The following is a 16,940-nucleotide window of genomic DNA, read 5'->3' on the forward strand; positions in this document are numbered from 1 at the left end:
ACTCAGCGTTGTGTCTCGAGCGCGCGTTCCAGCGCGGCCAACCGGCCGGGCACCAGGGCGTCCTCGAGCGTACTGATACGCAGCACGTGGCCCAGCGCCGGATGCGCGGGACGGTGCACGAGTGTGCCGGCCTCGAGTAGTTCGCGATGGACGCGGGCGGCGAGCTCCGCCTCTGGCAGGCGTACGGCGATGAAGTTGGTGGCGCTGGGCGGCACGTCGGCGCCCAGCGTGCGCAGGTGCTCGGCCAGGGCCTCGCGGCGGGCGATTACGTCGCGGATGTGCTGTGCGGTTTCCGCCGGGTGATCGAGTACGGTCTCGGCGGCCGCCAGGGCCAGCGACGAGACGGCATAATGAATGCGCACCTTGTGCATGATATCGATCAGTGCCGGTTCGGCAATGGTGTAACCGATCCGCAGACCGGCCAGACCATGCGCCTTGGAGAAGGTCCGCAGACGCACCACGCCGGGCCATACCTCACCGGCGGCGGGGGCGTCGGCATCGTCACGGAAGTCGTGATAGGCCTCGTCGAGCAACAGTGTGCAGTCCTCGGGCAGGGCGTCGCGCAGCGCGAGGACGTCGGCATCGCTGTGCAGGTGGCCGCTGGGATTGTCGGGGTTGGCCAGATAGACCACGCGGGCATGTTCATGCCCCGCACTGGCGGCCAGGGCGTCGAGATCCGGCGCCAGCAGGCCGGGGGCGTCGTGATAGTCGACCTCGACCAGACGACATCCTTGCCCCTCGGCGAAGTAGCGAAAGGTGGGATAGGTGCCCGCGCTGGCGATCACCGTGCTGCCGGGGTCGCACAGCGTGCGCAGGGCGAGCGCCATCAGGCTGTCGGCGCCGGCATCGACCAGCAGTGCCTCCAGTGGCGTGCCGAGCAGCGAGATGAGCCGCTGACGCACCTCCATGGCCTCGGCGTCGCCGTAGGCGCGGGCCAGCGTGGCGACTTCTCCGCCGAAACGCGCCTTGAGCGCCCGGTGGGGCATGTCGAGGCCTTCGTTGGAGCCCAGCCGATGAGGTACCTCGCGGTCCAGCTTGCGCTCCAGCGCCTTGAGGCCGGGGAAGGGATTGGTCGGGCCCGAGCGGTCGAGGTGGCGAGCATAGCGAGACATGCAAGACTCCTGAGGGCAAAAGGCGCATTGTGCGACCGCGGCGGACGCGACACAACGTGGCCGGGCCCGTGCCGAGGTTACAGCGCGCTGGCATCCAGTGCCCCGGACAACGTGGCCCGCCAACTGGGCGCCTTCTGGCCGGGACGGCGTAGCGTGATTTCCCATTGATAGGGTAGCAACTCGCGATCGGATAGCCGGATCACGCCGTTGCTATTCAAATGGCTTTCGAGAATCCAGTGATTGTCCGGTGCATCGTCGGTCATCATGCCGGGCGTCCAGTCGAGCACCTGGGGGCCATCTTCCAGTGCCAGCAGGGCGCGGCCCAATGTTTCGGTCAAGCGCGCGGCGCTGATGTTGAACGTGGCGTCGATCGTCGGCGGAGCCAGCATCACGACCATATTCTGCGTGTCTCCTGACCAGGGCGGCGACTCGAGCAGTGCGTCGGCGGCTTGGTCGCTCATGCCATACACGGCCTGGCGCATGTCGTCGGGCGGTGCCTCGCTGAGCCCGGCGCATCCCGACAACAGCAGGCAGAGCGTGATGATGCCGACGGTGTGGGCCCGTCTCATGGCGTTCCCTGCGGACAAGTGTCGGTGCTGGGCAGCGTATCGTTCGGCTCGAGCCGGCGCTCGTAACCCGCCAGGAAATCGGCGAGTTCATGGAAGAGCGGAGCTCGAATCGGTTTCGCCTCATTGACCAGGTGGTGGCGTGCCTCTGGATGACGATGAATATCGGCATTGGGAAATTTACCCGTCAGCGTTGCCAGGTTCCATTGCCAATCCACGGTCAGATCCTGCTCGCCCTGAAGAATCAGCACCGGCAATTCGCTGGGTGGCATGGAAAGCAGCAGTGGAATCCAGTCGCGCATGGCGCTGACCCAGGTCAGTGCCAAACGGTCGGGCTGCAAGGGGTCGCCGCTGCGCAGGAAATCGGCGAAGCCGAGATCGGTGGTGTTGGCGCGAAATCGGCGCGGCACCGAGCGGACGAAAGGGCTGACCACACGGTGCAGCCAGCTGGATTGCTGCCAGCCCCAGGGACGCACCAGCGGTGCCAGCAGGGCAAGGCCGTCCCAGCGTGTCTGATGGCCGTGAGCAAGGGCGTCGGTGGCGAGAATCGCCGCACCGGTGCTTTGGCCGATACCGATCCAAGGGCCATCGGCGAGCTCGAGGTGCGTGATTTCCTTGGTCAGTGCGCTCAGACAGCCGACATAGTCGCCGAAGTCGTCGATGGAGGCGCGTGCGCCGCTGGAAAGTCCGTGCCCGGGAAGGTCCCACATCACCACGCGCCACCCGCGCGCCAGCAACAATTCGAGCAGATGACGGTAGAGTCCCAAGTGATCGAAGTAACCATGCACGACGAATGCCGTGCCTTGCGGCTGGGGGGGGCTCCATACCTGAGCCCACAACTGAAACCCCTGAGCCTCGAAGAAGCCGGCATGCAGGTCGATGTTTGCGGTCAAAAGCGACGCTAGGCGGTAGTGCTCAAGATAGGCGCTCATGATCGATGACACGGGGCGTGTCACCGGCCTCAGCGAGCCGAGCTGTTTCAGGGGCGTAAAGTCGGTCATTCAATTCTCCCGGTGCGTTCCATGCTAGCGTCCGCGCGGTCCTCGAAGCTACAAGGAAGTGGTTGCCGGGCCCATTTTTTCAGCTCTTGCTCGGTCTGTGTCAGCATTTGCCCCGTTTTATTCGGGCGACGAGCGACGCTCAGACCAATGGTGGAGATGACAGCGCGAGGATTTACGTCTAATTTGTGGAATTATTTTCCACGTTTGGGGCGACACCCGAGGAGAGCCGCATGACAGACCGTACGACACGCCATCGTTTGCAGGTGGCCAGCCAACTCGACCGTTTCATCAACGACGAAGCCCTGCCCGGCACGGGTGTCGACTCCGAGTCCTTCTGGGCCGGGTTCGATGCTTTGGTCCACGACCTTACGCCCACCAATCAGACGCTACTGGCCGAACGCGAGCGGTTACAGGCTGAGCTGGATGCGTGGCACAAGGCCCATCCTGGCCCGGTGCAAGACATGGACGCCTATCGCGACTTCTTGCAAGACATCGGCTATCTGGTCGAGGCGCCAGCGAAAGTGCAAGCGACGACGACCGATATCGATGACGAGATCGCTATCCAGGCCGGGCCGCAGCTGGTGGTGCCGGTAAGCAACGCGCGTTATGCCCTCAACGCCGCCAACGCGCGCTGGGGCAGCCTGTACGATGCGCTCTATGGCACCGATGTGATTCCCGAGACCGATGGCGCCGAGAAGGGACAGGACTACAATCCCAAGCGTGGTGAGGCGGTCGTTGCCTATGCGCGTGGCGTACTCGATCAGGTCGCGCCGCTGGCCGAGGGTACGCACGCCGAGGCGAGCGGTTATCTCATCCGCGACGGCAAGCTGGTGGTGCAGTTGCAAGGCGGCAGCGAAACGGCGTTGGCGCGTCCCGCCCAGTTGGTGGGCTATCAGGGCGGCGTCGATGCGCCCACGGCGATTCTGCTGGCCAACCATGGCTTGCATCTGGAAGTGCAATTCGATGCCACGCATCCCATCGGCAAGACCGACCCGGCTCACGTCAAGGACGTGCTGGTCGAGGCGGCGGTGAGCACCATCATGGACTGCGAGGACTCCGTGGCGGCCGTGGATGCGGACGACAAGACGCTGGTCTATCGCAACTGGCTGGGGCTGATGAAGGGCGACCTTGCCGAGTCGTTCGACAAGGGAGGCAAGACCGTCACACGGCATCTCAATCCGGATCGCGACTACACGGCACCTGACGGTGGTGACGTGCGCTTGCCCGGACGCTCGCTACTGTTCGTGCGCAATGTCGGCCATTTGATGACCACCCCGGCGGTGCTCGACGGCGAGGGCAACGAGATTCCCGAGGGCATCCTGGATGGCGTGATCACCAGCCTGCTGGCGATACATGACCTCAAGAAACGCCACGGTGAGGCCAGTAACTCGAGGGCCGGCTCGGTGTATATCGTCAAGCCGAAAATGCATGGACCCAAGGAAGTCGCCTTCGCCAACAGCTTGTTCATGCGCATCGAGGACATGCTGGGCCTGCCGCGCGACACGCTCAAGATGGGCATCATGGACGAGGAGCGCCGCACCTCGGTCAACCTCGATGCATGCATTCACGAGGCGGCGTCCCGCGTGGCGTTCATCAACACCGGCTTCCTCGACCGCACCGGCGACGAGATGCATACCGCCATGGAAGCCGGCCCCATGTTGCGCAAGGGCGAGATGAAGGGCACCAAGTGGATTGCGGCCTATGAGAAGAACAATGTCCAGACCGGCTTGGCGTGCGGCCTGCGTGGCCGAGCGCAGATCGGCAAGGGCATGTGGGCCATGCCGGAGCTGATGGCAGCGATGCTCGAGCAGAAGATCGGGCATCCCCAGGCCGGTGCCACCACGGCCTGGGTGCCGTCGCCCACCGCCGCCGTGCTGCATGCCCTGCACTACCATCAGGTCGATGTCGCGACGATTCAGCGTGAACTGGAGGCCAAGCCGAACGACGACCTGCTCGACGATCTACTCAGCGTGCCGGTGGTCGAAAGCGCGGCCTCGGGCGCTAACAAGAACCCGAGCTGGAGCGACGACGAGATCCAGCAGGAGCTGGATAACAACTGTCAGGGCATCCTCGGCTACGTGGTGCGCTGGGTCGAGCATGGCGTGGGTTGCTCCAAGGTGCCGGACATCCATGATGTGGGATTGATGGAAGACCGCGCCACGCTGCGTATCTCCAGTCAGCACATCGCTAACTGGTTGCATCACGGCATCGTCAGCGAGGCGCGGGTCCGCGAGACGCTGGAGCGTATGGCCAAGGTGGTCGACGAGCAGAACGCCCACGACCCCGACTACACGCCGATGACCTCGCACCTGGCGGAGTCCTGCGCCTTTCAGGCAGCGTCCGATCTGATCTTCAAGGGACGCGAGCAGCCCGCCGGCTACACCGAGCCGCTGCTGCACCACTGGCGCGCGGTGCACAAGGCGGGCCGGGCTACGCCCGGCGCTTGAAGTCATAAGCTGGAAGTCGGAAGAAAAGTCAAAAGCGAAAACCGGTTGTTGGGTTTTGTGGTGGTGGTTTGATCTTGGCTTCCAGCTTCCAGCTTCCAGCTTCCAGCTTCCAGCTTCCAGCTTCCAGCTTCCAGCTTCCAGCTTCCAGCTTCCAGCTTCCAGCTTCCAGCTTCCAGCTCTCTGGTCTATCTTGACGACAGCGCCGCATTCGCCGTATAGCCGCAGGGGAGAGCCCGAATGACCGTGATGACCGCCGCCGCGATCGAGGAGTTTCTCGACGAGGTGTTTCCACAGCGCCAGGGCACCATCGAAGGCGTGGGCGAGATGCGCGCGACCATGAGTCTGGCCATCGAGGATGAGCACTTGCGGCCCGGGGGCTGTATCTCGGGGCCGACGTTGATGGGGCTGGCGGATGTCTGCCTGTACGTGGCGATTCTGGCCCAGATCGGCCCGGAGCCGATGGCGGTGACCACGGACTTCAACTGCCACTTCCTGCGCCGCGCCCGCGGCGACCGCGACCTCATCGCCAATGCGCACATCGTCAAGCTGGGCCAGCGCCTGGCGGTCGGCGAAGTGCGTTTGTTCCCTGCCGGCGACGAGGAACCGGTGGCCACCGTCACCGCGACCTATGCCCTGCCCGACGAGGGCGACGACGATTGAGCGCGCCTGGGACGTGGGGGGCGAGGTCTCAGTGAGCGGGTCGCTGTCGCCAGGCGCATATCGCCAGCGTCAGCCAGCCGGCCATCAGCAGCAGGCCACCGAACGGTGTGATGGGCCCCAGCCAAGGGGTGCCGGTCAGGGCCAGCAGGTACAGCGAGCCGGAAAACGCGGCCATTCCCAGGCTCCATAGCCAGAGTACGGTTGTCTGACCCCTCAGGGGACGCTGCGCCCGCCAGATGAGCATCGCCATGGCGGCCAGGGTATGCCAGGCCTGGTAACGCACACCGGTATCGAAGGCCTCGAGCATCCGGGGCGCGAGTCGACCCTCAAGGGCATGAGCGCCGAACGCGCCCGCCACCACGACCACGAAACCGCTCAAGGCGACGAGTATCCAGCCACGACGGTTGTGCATGTCTCATCCTTTATCACTGACTACGCTGACGGGGTGAACGAGCGCCGAGACATCGTTTCTCGGAGGCTCGGTGTTGCCACACTGGCGCTTACCCTATGGCGTCGTCTGCGTCATGACAAGCGCCGCAGGATGGCGTATCGTCGCGGCCTTGCCGATCTCAAGAATCACAATGGAGCGTTAATCCATGGACTCTCTCGCCAGTCTCGTCGCACCGCTGCACGATGCTATTTATGCGGTGATGACCCCTGTCAGCGATTTCATCTGGTCGTATATTCTCGTTTATCTCTTGTTGGGCGCGGGGGTGTTGTTCACCGTGCTGACGCGTGGCATGCAGTTCCGGTTGTTCGGCCACATGGCGCGCGTGACGTTCAATAGTCGTGGCGCGGGCGAAGGCGTCAGCGGCTTCCAGGCCTTCGCGACCTCGTTGGCGGCGCGCGTGGGCACCGGCAACCTGGCCGGTGTGGCCATCGCGTTGTGGATCGGTGGCCCCGGCGCGATCTTCTGGATGTGGATTACCGCCCTGGTCGGGTTTGCCACCTCGTTCGTCGAGTCGACCCTGGCGCAGGTCTACAAGAAGCGCCATGAGGACGGCGTGTATCGCGGTGGCCCCGCTTATTACATCGAACGCACGCTGGGCTGGCGCTGGATGAGCCTGTTGTTCGCCTTCTTCCTGCTGATGGCCTATGGCCTGGCGTTCAATGGCGCCCAGGCCAATACCATCGCCCAGGGCATGAACGAGGCCTTCGGTATTCCCAACTGGGTTACCGGGGTGATCCTCGTCGGTGTCGTGGCCGTGGTCATCTACGGGGGGCTCAAGTCCATCGCGCGCACGGCGGAGAAGATCGTGCCGATCATGGCGATTGCCTATCTGCTGGTGGCGCTGGTGGTATTGGGACTCAACATCACCGCGGTGCCGGAGATGCTGGCGTTGATCGTCAAGAGTGCCTTCGGCTACGGGCCCGCAGTGGGCGGCGCGGCCGGCTACGCCATCAAGACGGCAATGGAGAACGGCATCAAGCGCGGCCTGTTTTCCAACGAGGCCGGCATGGGCTCGGCGCCCAACGCGGCGGCCCAGGCCAACGTCAAGCATCCCGCCGCGCAGGGGCTGGTACAGTCGTTCGGCGTGTTCGTCGATACCCTGGTGATCTGCAGCTGCACGGCGGTGGTGATCCTGCTTTCCGGTGTCTATGAGACGCTGATGGCGAACTCGCCGGGACAGGACATCGTGGGCATCCAGCTCACTCAGGACGCCATGGCGGATCACTTCGGCGGTTTCGGCGAGATCTTCATCGCCATCGCGATTCTGCTGTTCGCCTTTACCTCGATCATCGCCAATTTCTCGTTCGCCACGGTCAACATCGAGTACATGTTCAAGCGCCATGCCAAGGCGGCGGTGCAGGTATTGCGTCTTGCCGTGCTGGCGATGGTGATGATCGGTTCGGTGTCGCAGTTGACCTTCGTGTGGGACTTCGCCGATCTGTCCATGGGGCTGATGGCGACCACCAACCTGATCGCAATTCTGATCCTGGCGCCGATTGCCATGCGCGTGCTCAAGGATTACGAGCGTCAGCGGCGCGAGGGCGTGCATGAACCGCGCTTCGACCCCAAGGTGCTCAAGCGTCCCGAGCAAGTGGATGCCGACGTATGGCCGTCCAAGGATTCTTGAGCTAGGCATTTGGCGTTATAATGACGGTCTCTCCCCACCTACGTGAGAGGCCGCCATGCACATTCAGCTCAACGGCGATCATCGCGAGCTCGCGTCCCAGCTGACGATCAGCGAGTTGATCGATCAGCTTGCATTGACCGGGCGCCGGATTGCCGTCGAAGTCAACGAGGAAATCGTGCCGCGCAGCCAGCATGCCGACACGCGTTTGTCTCCGGGCGACCGTGTCGAGATCGTGCATGCCATCGGCGGCGGCTGATATTACTCGCCCGCCGCTGCGCAGGGCCACTTAGTGGCTCAGGCGTGTCGGCGGCTCCCTTATACGCCAGAGGAGGTTCGCCATGTCCGCTGATCAGCGCCAGGACATTCCATTGACCGTCGCCGGTCGCGTCTTCGCGTCACGTCTGCTGGTCGGCACCGGCAAGTACCGTGACTTCGACGAGACCGCCGCCGCCGTCGAGGCGAGCGGCACCGAGCTCGTCACCGTGGCGGTGCGCCGCACCAACCTGGGCCAGAATCCCGATGAGCCCAATTTGCTCGACGCCGTGCCGACGAGCCGCTATACGATCCTGCCCAACACGGCGGGTTGCTATACCGCCAAGGACGCGGTGCGGACCTGCAAGCTGGCGCGTGAGCTGCTGGATGGCCACAATCTGGTCAAGCTCGAGGTGCTCGGTGACGACGGCACGCTCTACCCCAATGTGGTCGAAACCCTCAAGGCCGCCGAAACGCTGGTCAACGATGGCTTCGATGTCATGGTGTACACCAGCGACGACCCGATCGTCGCCAAGGAGCTCGAGCGTATCGGCTGTTGCGCGGTGATGCCGCTGGGCTCATTGATCGGCTCGGGGCACGGCCTGCTCAACCCGACGTCCCTGGCGATCATTCTCGACAACGCCGAAGTGCCGATCCTCGTCGATGCCGGCATCGGCACGCCCTCGGATGCCGCCCTGGCCATGGAAATGGGCTGTGCCGGCGTGCTGATCAATTCGGCGATCGCGCACGCGCGCCAGCCGGTGCGCATGGCGCATGCCATGAAACTGGCGGTCGACGCGGGGCGCGAGGCGTATCTTGCCGAGCGCATGCCGCGCCGTGCCTCTGCGAGCCCGTCATCGCCCTTCGCCGGGCGCATCAACGCCTGAATTTTCGCACGGCCTGACCGGCCGCCTTCACGACATGACCGATAATGCAGACTTGCCATGAGTGACTCCTCCTCTTCTTCCGAGAATGCCCCGACGACCCCCGAGTCGCCGGGACGCCCGCCGCGCGGCATCAAGAGCTACGTACTGCGCGCCGGGCGCATGACCGCCGCCCAATCGCGGGGGCTCGAAGAGGTCTGGCCGCGCCTGGGCCTGAGTGTGGCCGAGGGACACCAATCGCTGGGGACTGTGTTCGGTCGGCAGGCACCTTGTGTCGTCGAGATCGGCTTCGGCATGGGGCTGTCGCTCGTCGAGCAAGCCGCCGCCAATCCCGAGACCGATTTCATCGGTATCGAGGTGCATGCGCCGGGAGTGGGCAAGTTGCTCGATGAAGCGGACAAGCGCGGCCTGACCAATTTGCGCGTGTATCGCGACGACGCCCTGGAAGTGCTCGACAAATGTCTGCCCGAGTCGAGCCTGGCGGGGCTGCAGCTGTTCTTCCCCGACCCCTGGCCGAAAAAGAAGCACCATAAGCGCCGGATCGTGCAGCCGGCGTTCGTCGAGTTGGTGCGCACGCGTCTCGCGCCGCAAGGTTATCTGCACATGGCGACCGATTGGGAAGCCTACGCCGAGCACATGGTCGACGTCATGGAGGAAGCACCGGGCTATCGCAACACGGCGCCGGCCGAGAGCGCGCCTTATGTGCCGCGCCCGGCATTCCGTCCGCTGACCAAGTTCGAAAGCCGCGGCGAGAAGCTCGGTCATGGGGTCTGGGACTTGATCTATGCGCGCGTGAACTGAGCGCCGCTCGTGCCCACCTGTTTTTCGTTGCAAACCGCTGCCCGTCAGCGGTTTTTTCATGCTGCCCTGATCTGGATCACGGCAGCATAGTGAGGACCCTGGCACAGTCCCCGCTCGCTCGGCAGCGTGCGATGAACCTAAAAAAAGCCGCCCGAGTGGGCGGCTTAAAGACCGTGACTAGCTTGATGAGGAGATAACCATGGGCAGGAACCTGACATTCGCTGCTTAGGTCAGTGGCGCTTGGCGGCGCCACGATTGTTAAGGTAAACCATTCTCATTTGATTCGTCAAGCGTAACGAGAATATTTTTCAATTGGATGCATCGGGAGGCTTTCGTGACGCATATCGCCATGTTCAGTGCCCAGCCTTATGACCGGCGTTTCTTCGAGGCAGCGAATGCGCGCCATGGTTTCAAGATCGGCTATCACGAGGTGGCGCTCAACGCGGAGAGTGCCGTGCTGGCCCATGGTGCAGACGGCGTGTGCGCCTTCGTCAACGACACCCTGGACGTCACCGTGCTGACAGCGCTCGCGACCCAGGGGGTAGGGTTCGTGGCCATGCGCTGCGCCGGGTTCAACAATGTCGACATCGAGGCCGCCGCACGCTTGGGCATCGCCGTGGTACGCGTGCCGGCCTACTCGCCCGAGGCGGTGGCCGAGCATGCCCTGGCCTTGCTGCTGACGCTGAATCGCCGCACGCATCGGGCCTACAATCGCGTACGCGAGGGCAACTTCATGCTCGAGGGCTTGTTGGGCATGACACTGCATGGCAAGACGGTGGGCGTGATCGGGACCGGTCGTATCGGGCTGGCCACGGCACGCATCTTCGCCGGTCTCGGCTGTCGCTTGCTGGGCGAGGACCGTTATCCCGGCGAGGCGTTCACGACGCTGGGTGGCGAGTATGTCTCGCGTCGGCGCCTGCTGGCGGAGAGCGATGTGATCAGCTTGCATTGCCCGTTGACGGACGACACGCGTTACCTGATCGATGCCGAGGCCCTGGCGGCGATGAAACCGGGGGCCCTGTTGCTCAACACCTCGCGTGGTGCTCTGATCGATACGCGTGCGGTGATCGACGCGCTCAAGGCGCGTCGACTGGGCGGGCTGGCCATCGATGTCTATGAGCAGGAAACCTCGCTGTTCTTCCGCGACCATTCCGGCGACATCATCGACGACGATGTCTTTCAGCGTCTGGTGACCTTCCCCAACGTGCTGATCACCGGGCATCAGGGGTTTTTCACTCAGGAGGCACTGGCCGAGATTGCCGAGGTCACGCTCGACAACGTGGCCTGCGTGCAGGATGGCGCGCCTTGTGCCAATCGTGTCGATGCTTGACGCTCAACTTGCCAGTGCCATCCATGCCGGCAGCGTCACCATGGCCAGCAGCGTCTGGCCGGTGATCAGCGCCGCCATCAGCTCGGCATCGCCGCCGAGTTGGCGGGCAAGGATATAGGCCGAGGTGGCGGTGGGCAGGGCGGCGAACAGTAGTGCGATGTCGCGGCTCACTGGGTCGAGCCCGGTGAGCCAGGCCAAGGCCAGTACGATCACGGGAGTGGCGCCCAGCTTGAGCGTGGCCGAGTACCAGAACGCACGACCATGCCCCGCCAGGGCGCGGGGCCGCAGGGCAACGCCCACGGCGATCAGCCCCAGCGGCAGGGCCGCGCGTCCGGTGAGTTCGATGGTACTGCCCAGCCAGCCTGGCAGGCCAATGCCGCTCAGATTGAGCGTGATGCCGATCGCGCAGGCCAGGATCAGGGGATTGCGTGCCAGCGCGGCGAGACTGCGCCCGAGACTCGAGGCGCCCAGGGTGCCGGCGGCGATGAAGCCACTCACGCAGAGCACGTTGGCCAGCGGGACCATCAAGGCGACGGCGACTGCCGCCGCCGTCGCGCCGGCCTGACCGTGCAGGGCAGCGCCACCGGCCACGCCGACATAGGTGTTGAAGCGCAGCGTGCCTTGCAGCACCGAAGTGAATGCCGGTGGCGCCAGTGTCAGGCGATGACGCGCGCACCACAGCACGAGTGCGAACAGCAGCATGGTGCCCATCAGGACCACCGCCAGGCGGATGACCGGCACCTCTGCGACGTCCGCCGTGGCCAGCGTCGCGATCAGCATGGCGGGGAAGAGCAGAAAGTAGATCAAGCGCTCCATCGCAGGCCAGAAATCGCCGCCGGGGAAGCGTCGCCAGCCCAGCAGGGCACCGAGTAGAATCAGTAAAAATAGCGGGCCCAAGGCCCCAGTGACACCGCTCATTGTGCCTCCGTTTGAGCAACTTCATGGATACCGGACGCTGATCGCAGCCAAGCTCGCCGGCACACGAACTGGTAAGCTTAGCGCGATGCCCCTGGGTGATGGGATTCGACCTAACGATATGAAACACCATGATGAAGACCCCGTAAGGCCGCCGCTGCTCAATCTGTTGACGCTACTGACGCTGGTAACGATTCTGGTGGCGGCCGGTTACCTGGCCGATTATTACCTGCGCGATTCGCGTGACGATGTCATCTGGTATCCCCCGCAGATGCATTGCGATCTGCGCGACGGCCCGTGCCGTGCCGATATCGGTTTGAATGGGGCGTTGCGTTTCGCGATGCATGGCGATTTCGCTTCGTACGAACCGTTGACGCTGGATGTGCAGGTATCCGGGCTCGACGTGCAGTCGGCCGCCGTGGAATTCGTCGGGCGTGACATGAACACGGGCCTCACGCGGGTCGAACTGGAGAAAGTGGCTGATAATCACTTCCGGGGGGTGGGGGAACTCCACCCCTTTACGGAAACGGTCATGCCGTGGCGAGCGCAGGTCATTCTCAAGACGCCCGAGGGACGTAAAGGCAGTTGGTTCGACTTCGATATTCACCGCTAGTCATGGCACCAAATCGTATTTGTCCACATTGTGACAGGTGCCCAACGTATACGACTTGTGGGTAAGCCAATGCTTACTCCGTGTTTGTCTCCGGGGAACGTCGGTTTAGAAAAGTGCAATGAAAACAATGTCTTTTTATTTGTTTTCAGGATTCCAGCGTGCCGCGCTTGACTGTTTGCGAGCGCCATGCAAGGGCCCCGCAGGGCAAAAAACACCGATGTTCACCGCCGAGCCACAGACGCTCCACAAAACTATCCACAGGCCGCGTGGGAATTGAAGCTGTGGAAACACCAGGCACGCCTCCGGGTGGAAGGCGGTACAAAGAAAGGTGGGGCAGGGAGGTGAGAGGTGCCCCGCGGGGCACCCCACATAACGCGCTTACTGGTCGTCCGACGCCTTCTGGCCGTCATCGGCTTCGATACCCAACAGCTCGATCTTGAAGGTCAGTGCTTGGTTGGGACCGATAGGGCCACGCGTGCCACCTTGCCCATAGGCGAGATCGGAAGGCACGTAGAGCATCCAGGTATCGCCGACCTGCATTTTCTGCAGTGCTTCCTGCCAGCCCTTGATCACCTGGTTGACCTTGAAGGTGACGGGTTCGCCACGTTCGTAGGAACTGTCGAAGACGGTTCCGTCGGGTAGCGTGCCTTCGTAGTTGACCTTGACGGTCGAATCGAGGCCGGGCGTTTTACCGTCGCCGGATTCGAGCTCCTTGTATTGCAGCCCGGAGTCGGTCACCTTCACGCCTTCCTTCTTGGCGTTCGCGGCGAGAAATTCCTCGCTTGCCTTGCGGTTCTCTTCGGCCACTTTTTGCTGTTGGGCCTTCTTTTCGGCCATCTTCTGCTTCTGGAATTCAGAAAGGGTGGCCGCGATCTCTTTATCGCTCATCTGCAGGTCGCCCCCGGCGTAGACATCCTTGACCGCTTGGGTAAAGGCGTCGGTATCGAGATCCGGGATGTCCTGCTTGACGCTTTGGCCCAGCGTGGCGCCCAGGCTATAGCCGAGCTTGGCTTCGTCGCTTTGCGGGGCAGCCATGGCCAGCAGCGGCGTTGCTACGAGGCCGCCGAACGCTACAGCCGTCATTAAACGCTTCATGAAAACTCCTTAACAAGATAAACAAAACACCGCCCTTCAACTGTACCAGCCTGGGGGCCGTTGCGCACCTGCGCAGCGTGGAGCCACTTGACATCGAGGCGACTTTGCTCTTCTCTGAATCTACATTGATAAGAAAGAGGGAACTCTATGCAACTGCGCAATATCGTTCTGAGTATCACGGCGTTGAGCTTGGCTGGTGTCGCTTCCACGGCGTCCGCCGATACCTGGCGTTTCGGCCTCGAAGAGACCGAAGGTAGCGTGCAGTACGGCTATGCGGAAGAGTTCAAGAAGTTGATCGAGGAAAAGAGCGACGGCGACATCCAGGTCGAGTTGCTGCCTTACGGCTCCTGGGGGTCGAGCTATTCGGCGTTGTATGACGCCATCCAGAACGGCGCCATCCCGATCGGCTTCGGCTCCGGCTTTCTGGGCGGTACCGTCCCTGAAAGTCAGCTGATGAGTCTCAACTTCGTCATGCCCAATGATCAGCTCGAGACGGCCAAGATTCTCAACTCCGACGACTTCCTCCAGAGTGATGCTTGGCAGGAATCGTTCCGTGAGCGTGGTCTGGTGCCGCTCGCCACCTTGCCCGAGGGGTATCAGGTCTGGACGGCCAACAAGGAGATTCGCACGCCGGAGGACATGCAGGGGCTGCAAATCCGTGTCATGGACAACAGCCTGCTCCGCGCGACCTATGAGGCGTATGGCGCCTCGCCCATCACGATCGCTTACGGCGAGCTCTACAGCGCGCTGCAGCAAGGCCAGGCGGAAGGTAACATTCAGCCGGTCTTCGCGCATGAAAACATGGGCTTCTATGAAGTCCAGGATTACATGATCTTCGCCGATCAATCGCAGTTCATCGCCAACCTCATCGGTAACGAGGAATGGTACGAGGGGCTGTCCGATGAAGAGCAACAGATCCTGACGTCCACGCTTGACGAGATGGTGCAAAAGGGTCACGACATCCAGACCCAGTTCAACTCCGAGCGCCTCGAGACTATCAAGGAAAAAAGTGACATCAACATCATTCACCTGAACGAGGAAGAGCGTGCGGCCTTCCGTGAATTGGCCAAGCCGGTGCGTCAGACCTATGTCGACATGGTTGGCGAGCGTGGCCAGGAGGCGCTGGATATCGTGCTCAAGCATGTCGGGCAGTCCAGCGACAAAGCAGAGTAAGTCGCACCGCTAACGCCTGACCGATGCGCCATATGGCGCAAGCAAAAACCCCGGAAGCTTCGGCTTCCGGGGTTTTTCATGCTTGGCCGTGGTGGGTGGGTGACAATGCCTAGTCGCCGCCCAGCGAGGGCAGCAGCAGCGATATCTGCGGGAAGGCGATGAGAACCAGCGTCGCCACCAGCAGGATGAAGATGAACGGGGGCGTGCCGCGAATCACCTCCATATAGGGGCGCCGGAACACGGCGATGGCGGTGAAGATATCGCAACCAAATGGCGGTGTGGCCGAGCCGATGGCGGCCTGCAGGGTGACGATCACGCCGACATGCACCGGATCCAGGCCGGTGGATTCGACCAGTGGCTTGAAGATCGGCACCAGAATCAAGATGACCACGATGGGGTCGACGAACATGCAGCCGACGAAGAAGGCGGCGGCGATCAGCAGCAGTGCCAGGAACTGGTTGTCACCGATGCCGTCGATGATCGGACCGAGAATCTTGTCCGGCACGCCGGCGGTGCCCAGGGTCTGGGAGAAGGCGGCGCCGATGGCGACGAGGATGAAGACCACGGCGGTAATCATGCCGGTGGACAGTGCCAGGCTGCCCAGATCGCGGATCGAGACTTGGCGATAGATGACCACTTCCAGCAGCAGGGCATAGGCTACCGCGACCGCCGAGGCTTCAACGGCACTGAAGAACCCACCGTAGATACCACCGACCACCAGTACCGGGAAGCCCATCGGCAGGATCACGCGGCGCATGGCACGCAAGCGTTCGCTCCAGCTGGCCTTGGGCTCCGCCTCGATGCCCTTGATGCGCGAATAGATGTAACAATACACGGCAAACATGGCCAGGATCAGCAGGCCGGGCAGGATGCCCGCGAGGAACAGATCGCCGATCGAGGTTTTCATGACCACGCCGTAGACGATGAAGCCGATGCTGGGGGGAATCAGCAGTGCGATATCGCTGGCATTGACGATCAGCCCCAGGGCGAAGTCGTCTTTATACCCCTTGGCCAGCAGCCGTGGGCGCATGGGGCCGCCCATCGCCACGACCGTGGCCTGGGTGGAGCCGGACACGGCCCCGAACAGGGCGCAGGAGGCGGCGGTGGTGATGGGCAAGCCGCCACGGATATGGCGGGTGAAGGCGTCGACGACATCCAGCAACCGGTTGGCGGTATGGCCCTTGGTCAGGATGTCGGCGGCGAAGATGAACATCGGCACGGCGGCGAGCACCCAACTGCCGATGCCGTTGATCATCCAGCTCACGGCTTGATCGGGCCCGAAAAACGTCATGCCGGTGAACATCATGAACAGCGTACCTGCCGCCAGGGGAACCATCATCGGGAACCCGAGCAGCAGCAGAACCAGCATGATCACGGCTAGCCAAGTTAGCATTGTATTATGTCCTCACGTTGATGGCGGTCGTGTGGCGGAAAACGCTTCAGGTATCGCGACGTGCATCGTGGTTATTGTCACTGTCTTCTTCCGCTTCCGGGGGCACGTCGTCGTATTCCTCCTGTTGGTTGAAGGCACGATAGATGTTGTCGCTGACCATGTTGCGCACGGCCGTGAGCACGTATTGAATGCCGGCGAGAATGAAGCCGACGGGGAGGGCGAGATAGACGGTCCACATAGGGATGCGCAAGGAGGCACTGGTGCGCCCGCGGTCATAAATGGCCATGACGTACTCGATGGACTTGATGGCGAAATAGAACATCAAGAGCGCGGTGCCCAGGCAAATCAAGATAAGAAGCGCCTTGCGCCAGCGGCCGCTGAGTTGGTCATAGATGGCGGACATGCTGATATGGCGGGCATTGCGTGCCGCATAGCCGACCCCGATGAAGGTGATCACCACGATGAGCATCTCGGTGACTTCGTAGGTACCGGCGATGCCTTGTCCGAATAGCAGGTTGCCGACTATGAACTGACCCCCAATCGTTGGACGGTTAGTTCTCTTAATCGGCGACCATGGCCTGAGTCCTGTATTGCACGGGGCTCAGGCCCTTTAGTCTCTG

Annotated in this window: 18 protein-coding genes; 9 read left to right on the forward strand and 9 right to left on the reverse strand. The window is 62.7% G+C overall.

What is annotated here, in order from left to right; all coding sequences use genetic code 11:
• Nucleotides 1–2: 2 nt before the first annotated feature.
• The 3 genes from C8E00_RS15940 to C8E00_RS15950 form a co-directional block, all read right to left on the reverse strand.
• Nucleotides 3–1,112 (reverse strand): pyridoxal phosphate-dependent aminotransferase, encoded by a 1,110-nt coding sequence (locus tag C8E00_RS15940; RefSeq protein WP_133698507.1) that lies wholly within the window; start codon nucleotides 1,110–1,112, stop codon nucleotides 3–5.
• Between the two features lie 77 nt (nucleotides 1,113–1,189).
• Nucleotides 1,190–1,681, reverse strand: a complete 492-nt coding sequence (locus C8E00_RS15945) for a hypothetical protein (protein ID WP_133698508.1) — start codon at nucleotides 1,679–1,681, stop codon at nucleotides 1,190–1,192.
• On the reverse strand, nucleotides 1,678–2,679 hold the full coding sequence (locus tag C8E00_RS15950; RefSeq protein WP_133698509.1) for an alpha/beta hydrolase: 1,002 nt from the start codon (nucleotides 2,677–2,679) through the stop codon (nucleotides 1,678–1,680). The genes C8E00_RS15945 and C8E00_RS15950 overlap by 4 nt, the downstream gene beginning before the upstream one ends.
• A 230-nt stretch (nucleotides 2,680–2,909) precedes the next feature.
• Between C8E00_RS15950 and C8E00_RS15955 the strand changes: the two genes are divergently transcribed.
• Together C8E00_RS15955 and C8E00_RS15965 are read left to right on the forward strand one after the other, a co-directional pair.
• Nucleotides 2,910–5,126, forward strand: coding sequence for a malate synthase G (locus tag C8E00_RS15955; RefSeq protein ID WP_133698510.1), 2,217 nt, complete (start codon nucleotides 2,910–2,912; stop codon nucleotides 5,124–5,126).
• A 237-nt stretch (nucleotides 5,127–5,363) separates the two neighbouring features.
• Nucleotides 5,364–5,786: a PaaI family thioesterase gene (locus C8E00_RS15965; protein WP_133698512.1), complete on the forward strand. Its 423-nt coding sequence runs from the start codon at nucleotides 5,364–5,366 to the stop codon at nucleotides 5,784–5,786.
• 28 nt (nucleotides 5,787–5,814) lie between these two features.
• Here the strand turns inward: C8E00_RS15965 and C8E00_RS15970 are convergent, their stop codons facing one another.
• Nucleotides 5,815–6,198, reverse strand: a complete 384-nt coding sequence (locus C8E00_RS15970) for a DUF423 domain-containing protein (RefSeq protein ID WP_133698513.1) — start codon at nucleotides 6,196–6,198, stop codon at nucleotides 5,815–5,817.
• Nucleotides 6,199–6,382: 184 nt separating this feature from the next.
• Here C8E00_RS15970 and C8E00_RS15975 point away from each other — a divergent pair, with 184 nt between their 5' ends.
• The 5 genes from C8E00_RS15975 (at nucleotide 6,383) to C8E00_RS15995 (ending at nucleotide 11,131) form a co-directional block, all read left to right on the forward strand.
• On the forward strand, nucleotides 6,383–7,864 hold the full coding sequence (locus C8E00_RS15975) for an alanine/glycine:cation symporter family protein (protein WP_133698514.1): 1,482 nt from the start codon (nucleotides 6,383–6,385) through the stop codon (nucleotides 7,862–7,864).
• 55 nt (nucleotides 7,865–7,919) lie between these two features.
• Complete coding sequence (gene thiS, locus C8E00_RS15980) at nucleotides 7,920–8,120, forward strand: sulfur carrier protein ThiS (protein WP_133698515.1); 201 nt, start codon at nucleotides 7,920–7,922, stop codon at nucleotides 8,118–8,120.
• Between the two features lie 82 nt (nucleotides 8,121–8,202).
• On the forward strand, nucleotides 8,203–9,003 hold the full coding sequence (locus tag C8E00_RS15985; RefSeq protein ID WP_133698516.1) for a thiazole synthase: 801 nt from the start codon (nucleotides 8,203–8,205) through the stop codon (nucleotides 9,001–9,003).
• Between the two features lie 57 nt (nucleotides 9,004–9,060).
• Entirely contained in the window at nucleotides 9,061–9,801 is a 741-nt protein-coding gene (trmB, locus tag C8E00_RS15990; protein WP_133698517.1) for a tRNA (guanosine(46)-N7)-methyltransferase TrmB, read from the forward strand.
• 334 nt (nucleotides 9,802–10,135) lie between these two features.
• Nucleotides 10,136–11,131 (forward strand): 2-hydroxyacid dehydrogenase, encoded by a 996-nt coding sequence (locus tag C8E00_RS15995; RefSeq protein ID WP_279586116.1) that lies wholly within the window; start codon nucleotides 10,136–10,138, stop codon nucleotides 11,129–11,131.
• Nucleotides 11,132–11,134: 3 nt separating this feature from the next.
• Here the strand turns inward: C8E00_RS15995 and C8E00_RS16000 are convergent, their stop codons facing one another.
• Complete coding sequence (locus tag C8E00_RS16000) at nucleotides 11,135–12,049, reverse strand: AEC family transporter (protein WP_133698519.1); 915 nt, start codon at nucleotides 12,047–12,049, stop codon at nucleotides 11,135–11,137.
• A gap of 118 nt (nucleotides 12,050–12,167) precedes the next feature.
• Between C8E00_RS16000 and C8E00_RS16005 the strand changes: the two genes are divergently transcribed.
• A complete protein-coding gene (locus C8E00_RS16005) occupies nucleotides 12,168–12,659 on the forward strand; it encodes a hypothetical protein (RefSeq protein ID WP_133698520.1) in 492 nt (163 codons plus the stop codon).
• Nucleotides 12,660–13,037: 378 nt separating this feature from the next.
• Here C8E00_RS16005 and bamJ read toward each other — a convergent pair whose 3' ends face one another.
• Nucleotides 13,038–13,754, reverse strand: coding sequence for a BamJ family beta-barrel-assembly machinery protein (gene bamJ / locus C8E00_RS16010; RefSeq protein ID WP_133698521.1), 717 nt, complete (start codon nucleotides 13,752–13,754; stop codon nucleotides 13,038–13,040).
• 147 nt (nucleotides 13,755–13,901) lie between these two features.
• Between bamJ and dctP the strand changes: the two genes are divergently transcribed.
• Nucleotides 13,902–14,927, forward strand: coding sequence for a TRAP transporter substrate-binding protein DctP (gene dctP, locus C8E00_RS16015; protein WP_133698522.1), 1,026 nt, complete (start codon nucleotides 13,902–13,904; stop codon nucleotides 14,925–14,927).
• Between the two features lie 109 nt (nucleotides 14,928–15,036).
• Here the strand turns inward: dctP and C8E00_RS16020 are convergent, their stop codons facing one another.
• The 3 genes from C8E00_RS16020 to C8E00_RS16875 form a co-directional block, all read right to left on the reverse strand.
• Nucleotides 15,037–16,320: a TRAP transporter large permease gene (locus C8E00_RS16020; RefSeq protein WP_133698523.1), complete on the reverse strand. Its 1,284-nt coding sequence runs from the start codon at nucleotides 16,318–16,320 to the stop codon at nucleotides 15,037–15,039.
• Between the two features lie 46 nt (nucleotides 16,321–16,366).
• Nucleotides 16,367–16,789, reverse strand: coding sequence for a TRAP transporter small permease (locus C8E00_RS16025; protein ID WP_243833211.1), 423 nt, complete (start codon nucleotides 16,787–16,789; stop codon nucleotides 16,367–16,369).
• 91 nt (nucleotides 16,790–16,880) lie between these two features.
• The coding region (locus C8E00_RS16875; RefSeq protein ID WP_133698526.1) for an IS3 family transposase at nucleotides 16,881–16,940 on the reverse strand (60 nt) is incomplete at its 5' end.

Origin of the sequence: Chromohalobacter marismortui (assembly GCF_004364315.1) — a bacterium.
Taxonomy (GTDB): Bacteria; Pseudomonadota; Gammaproteobacteria; order Pseudomonadales; family Halomonadaceae; genus Chromohalobacter; species Chromohalobacter marismortui.

What these genes read in the sequence shown, in the direction of transcription:
- C8E00_RS15940 (WP_133698507.1), bottom strand. Translation starts at nt 1,112, where the DNA reads ATGTCTCGCTATGCTCGCCACCTCGACCGCTCGGGCCCGACCAATCCC.
- C8E00_RS15945 (WP_133698508.1), bottom strand. Translation starts at nt 1,681, where the DNA reads ATGAGACGGGCCCACACCGTCGGCATCATCACGCTCTGCCTGCTGTTG.
- C8E00_RS15950 (WP_133698509.1), bottom strand. Translation starts at nt 2,679, where the DNA reads ATGACCGACTTTACGCCCCTGAAACAGCTCGGCTCGCTGAGGCCGGTG.
- C8E00_RS15955 (WP_133698510.1), top strand. Translation starts at nt 2,910, where the DNA reads ATGACAGACCGTACGACACGCCATCGTTTGCAGGTGGCCAGCCAACTC.
- C8E00_RS15965 (WP_133698512.1), top strand. Translation starts at nt 5,364, where the DNA reads ATGACCGTGATGACCGCCGCCGCGATCGAGGAGTTTCTCGACGAGGTG.
- C8E00_RS15970 (WP_133698513.1), bottom strand. Translation starts at nt 6,198, where the DNA reads ATGCACAACCGTCGTGGCTGGATACTCGTCGCCTTGAGCGGTTTCGTG.
- C8E00_RS15975 (WP_133698514.1), top strand. Translation starts at nt 6,383, where the DNA reads ATGGACTCTCTCGCCAGTCTCGTCGCACCGCTGCACGATGCTATTTAT.
- thiS (WP_133698515.1), top strand. Translation starts at nt 7,920, where the DNA reads ATGCACATTCAGCTCAACGGCGATCATCGCGAGCTCGCGTCCCAGCTG.
- C8E00_RS15985 (WP_133698516.1), top strand. Translation starts at nt 8,203, where the DNA reads ATGTCCGCTGATCAGCGCCAGGACATTCCATTGACCGTCGCCGGTCGC.
- trmB (WP_133698517.1), top strand. Translation starts at nt 9,061, where the DNA reads ATGAGTGACTCCTCCTCTTCTTCCGAGAATGCCCCGACGACCCCCGAG.
- C8E00_RS16000 (WP_133698519.1), bottom strand. Translation starts at nt 12,049, where the DNA reads ATGAGCGGTGTCACTGGGGCCTTGGGCCCGCTATTTTTACTGATTCTA.
- C8E00_RS16005 (WP_133698520.1), top strand. Translation starts at nt 12,168, where the DNA reads ATGAAACACCATGATGAAGACCCCGTAAGGCCGCCGCTGCTCAATCTG.
- bamJ (WP_133698521.1), bottom strand. Translation starts at nt 13,754, where the DNA reads ATGAAGCGTTTAATGACGGCTGTAGCGTTCGGCGGCCTCGTAGCAACG.
- dctP (WP_133698522.1), top strand. Translation starts at nt 13,902, where the DNA reads ATGCAACTGCGCAATATCGTTCTGAGTATCACGGCGTTGAGCTTGGCT.
- C8E00_RS16020 (WP_133698523.1), bottom strand. Translation starts at nt 16,320, where the DNA reads ATGCTAACTTGGCTAGCCGTGATCATGCTGGTTCTGCTGCTGCTCGGG.
- C8E00_RS16025 (WP_243833211.1), bottom strand. Translation starts at nt 16,789, where the DNA reads ATGCTCATCGTGGTGATCACCTTCATCGGGGTCGGCTATGCGGCACGC.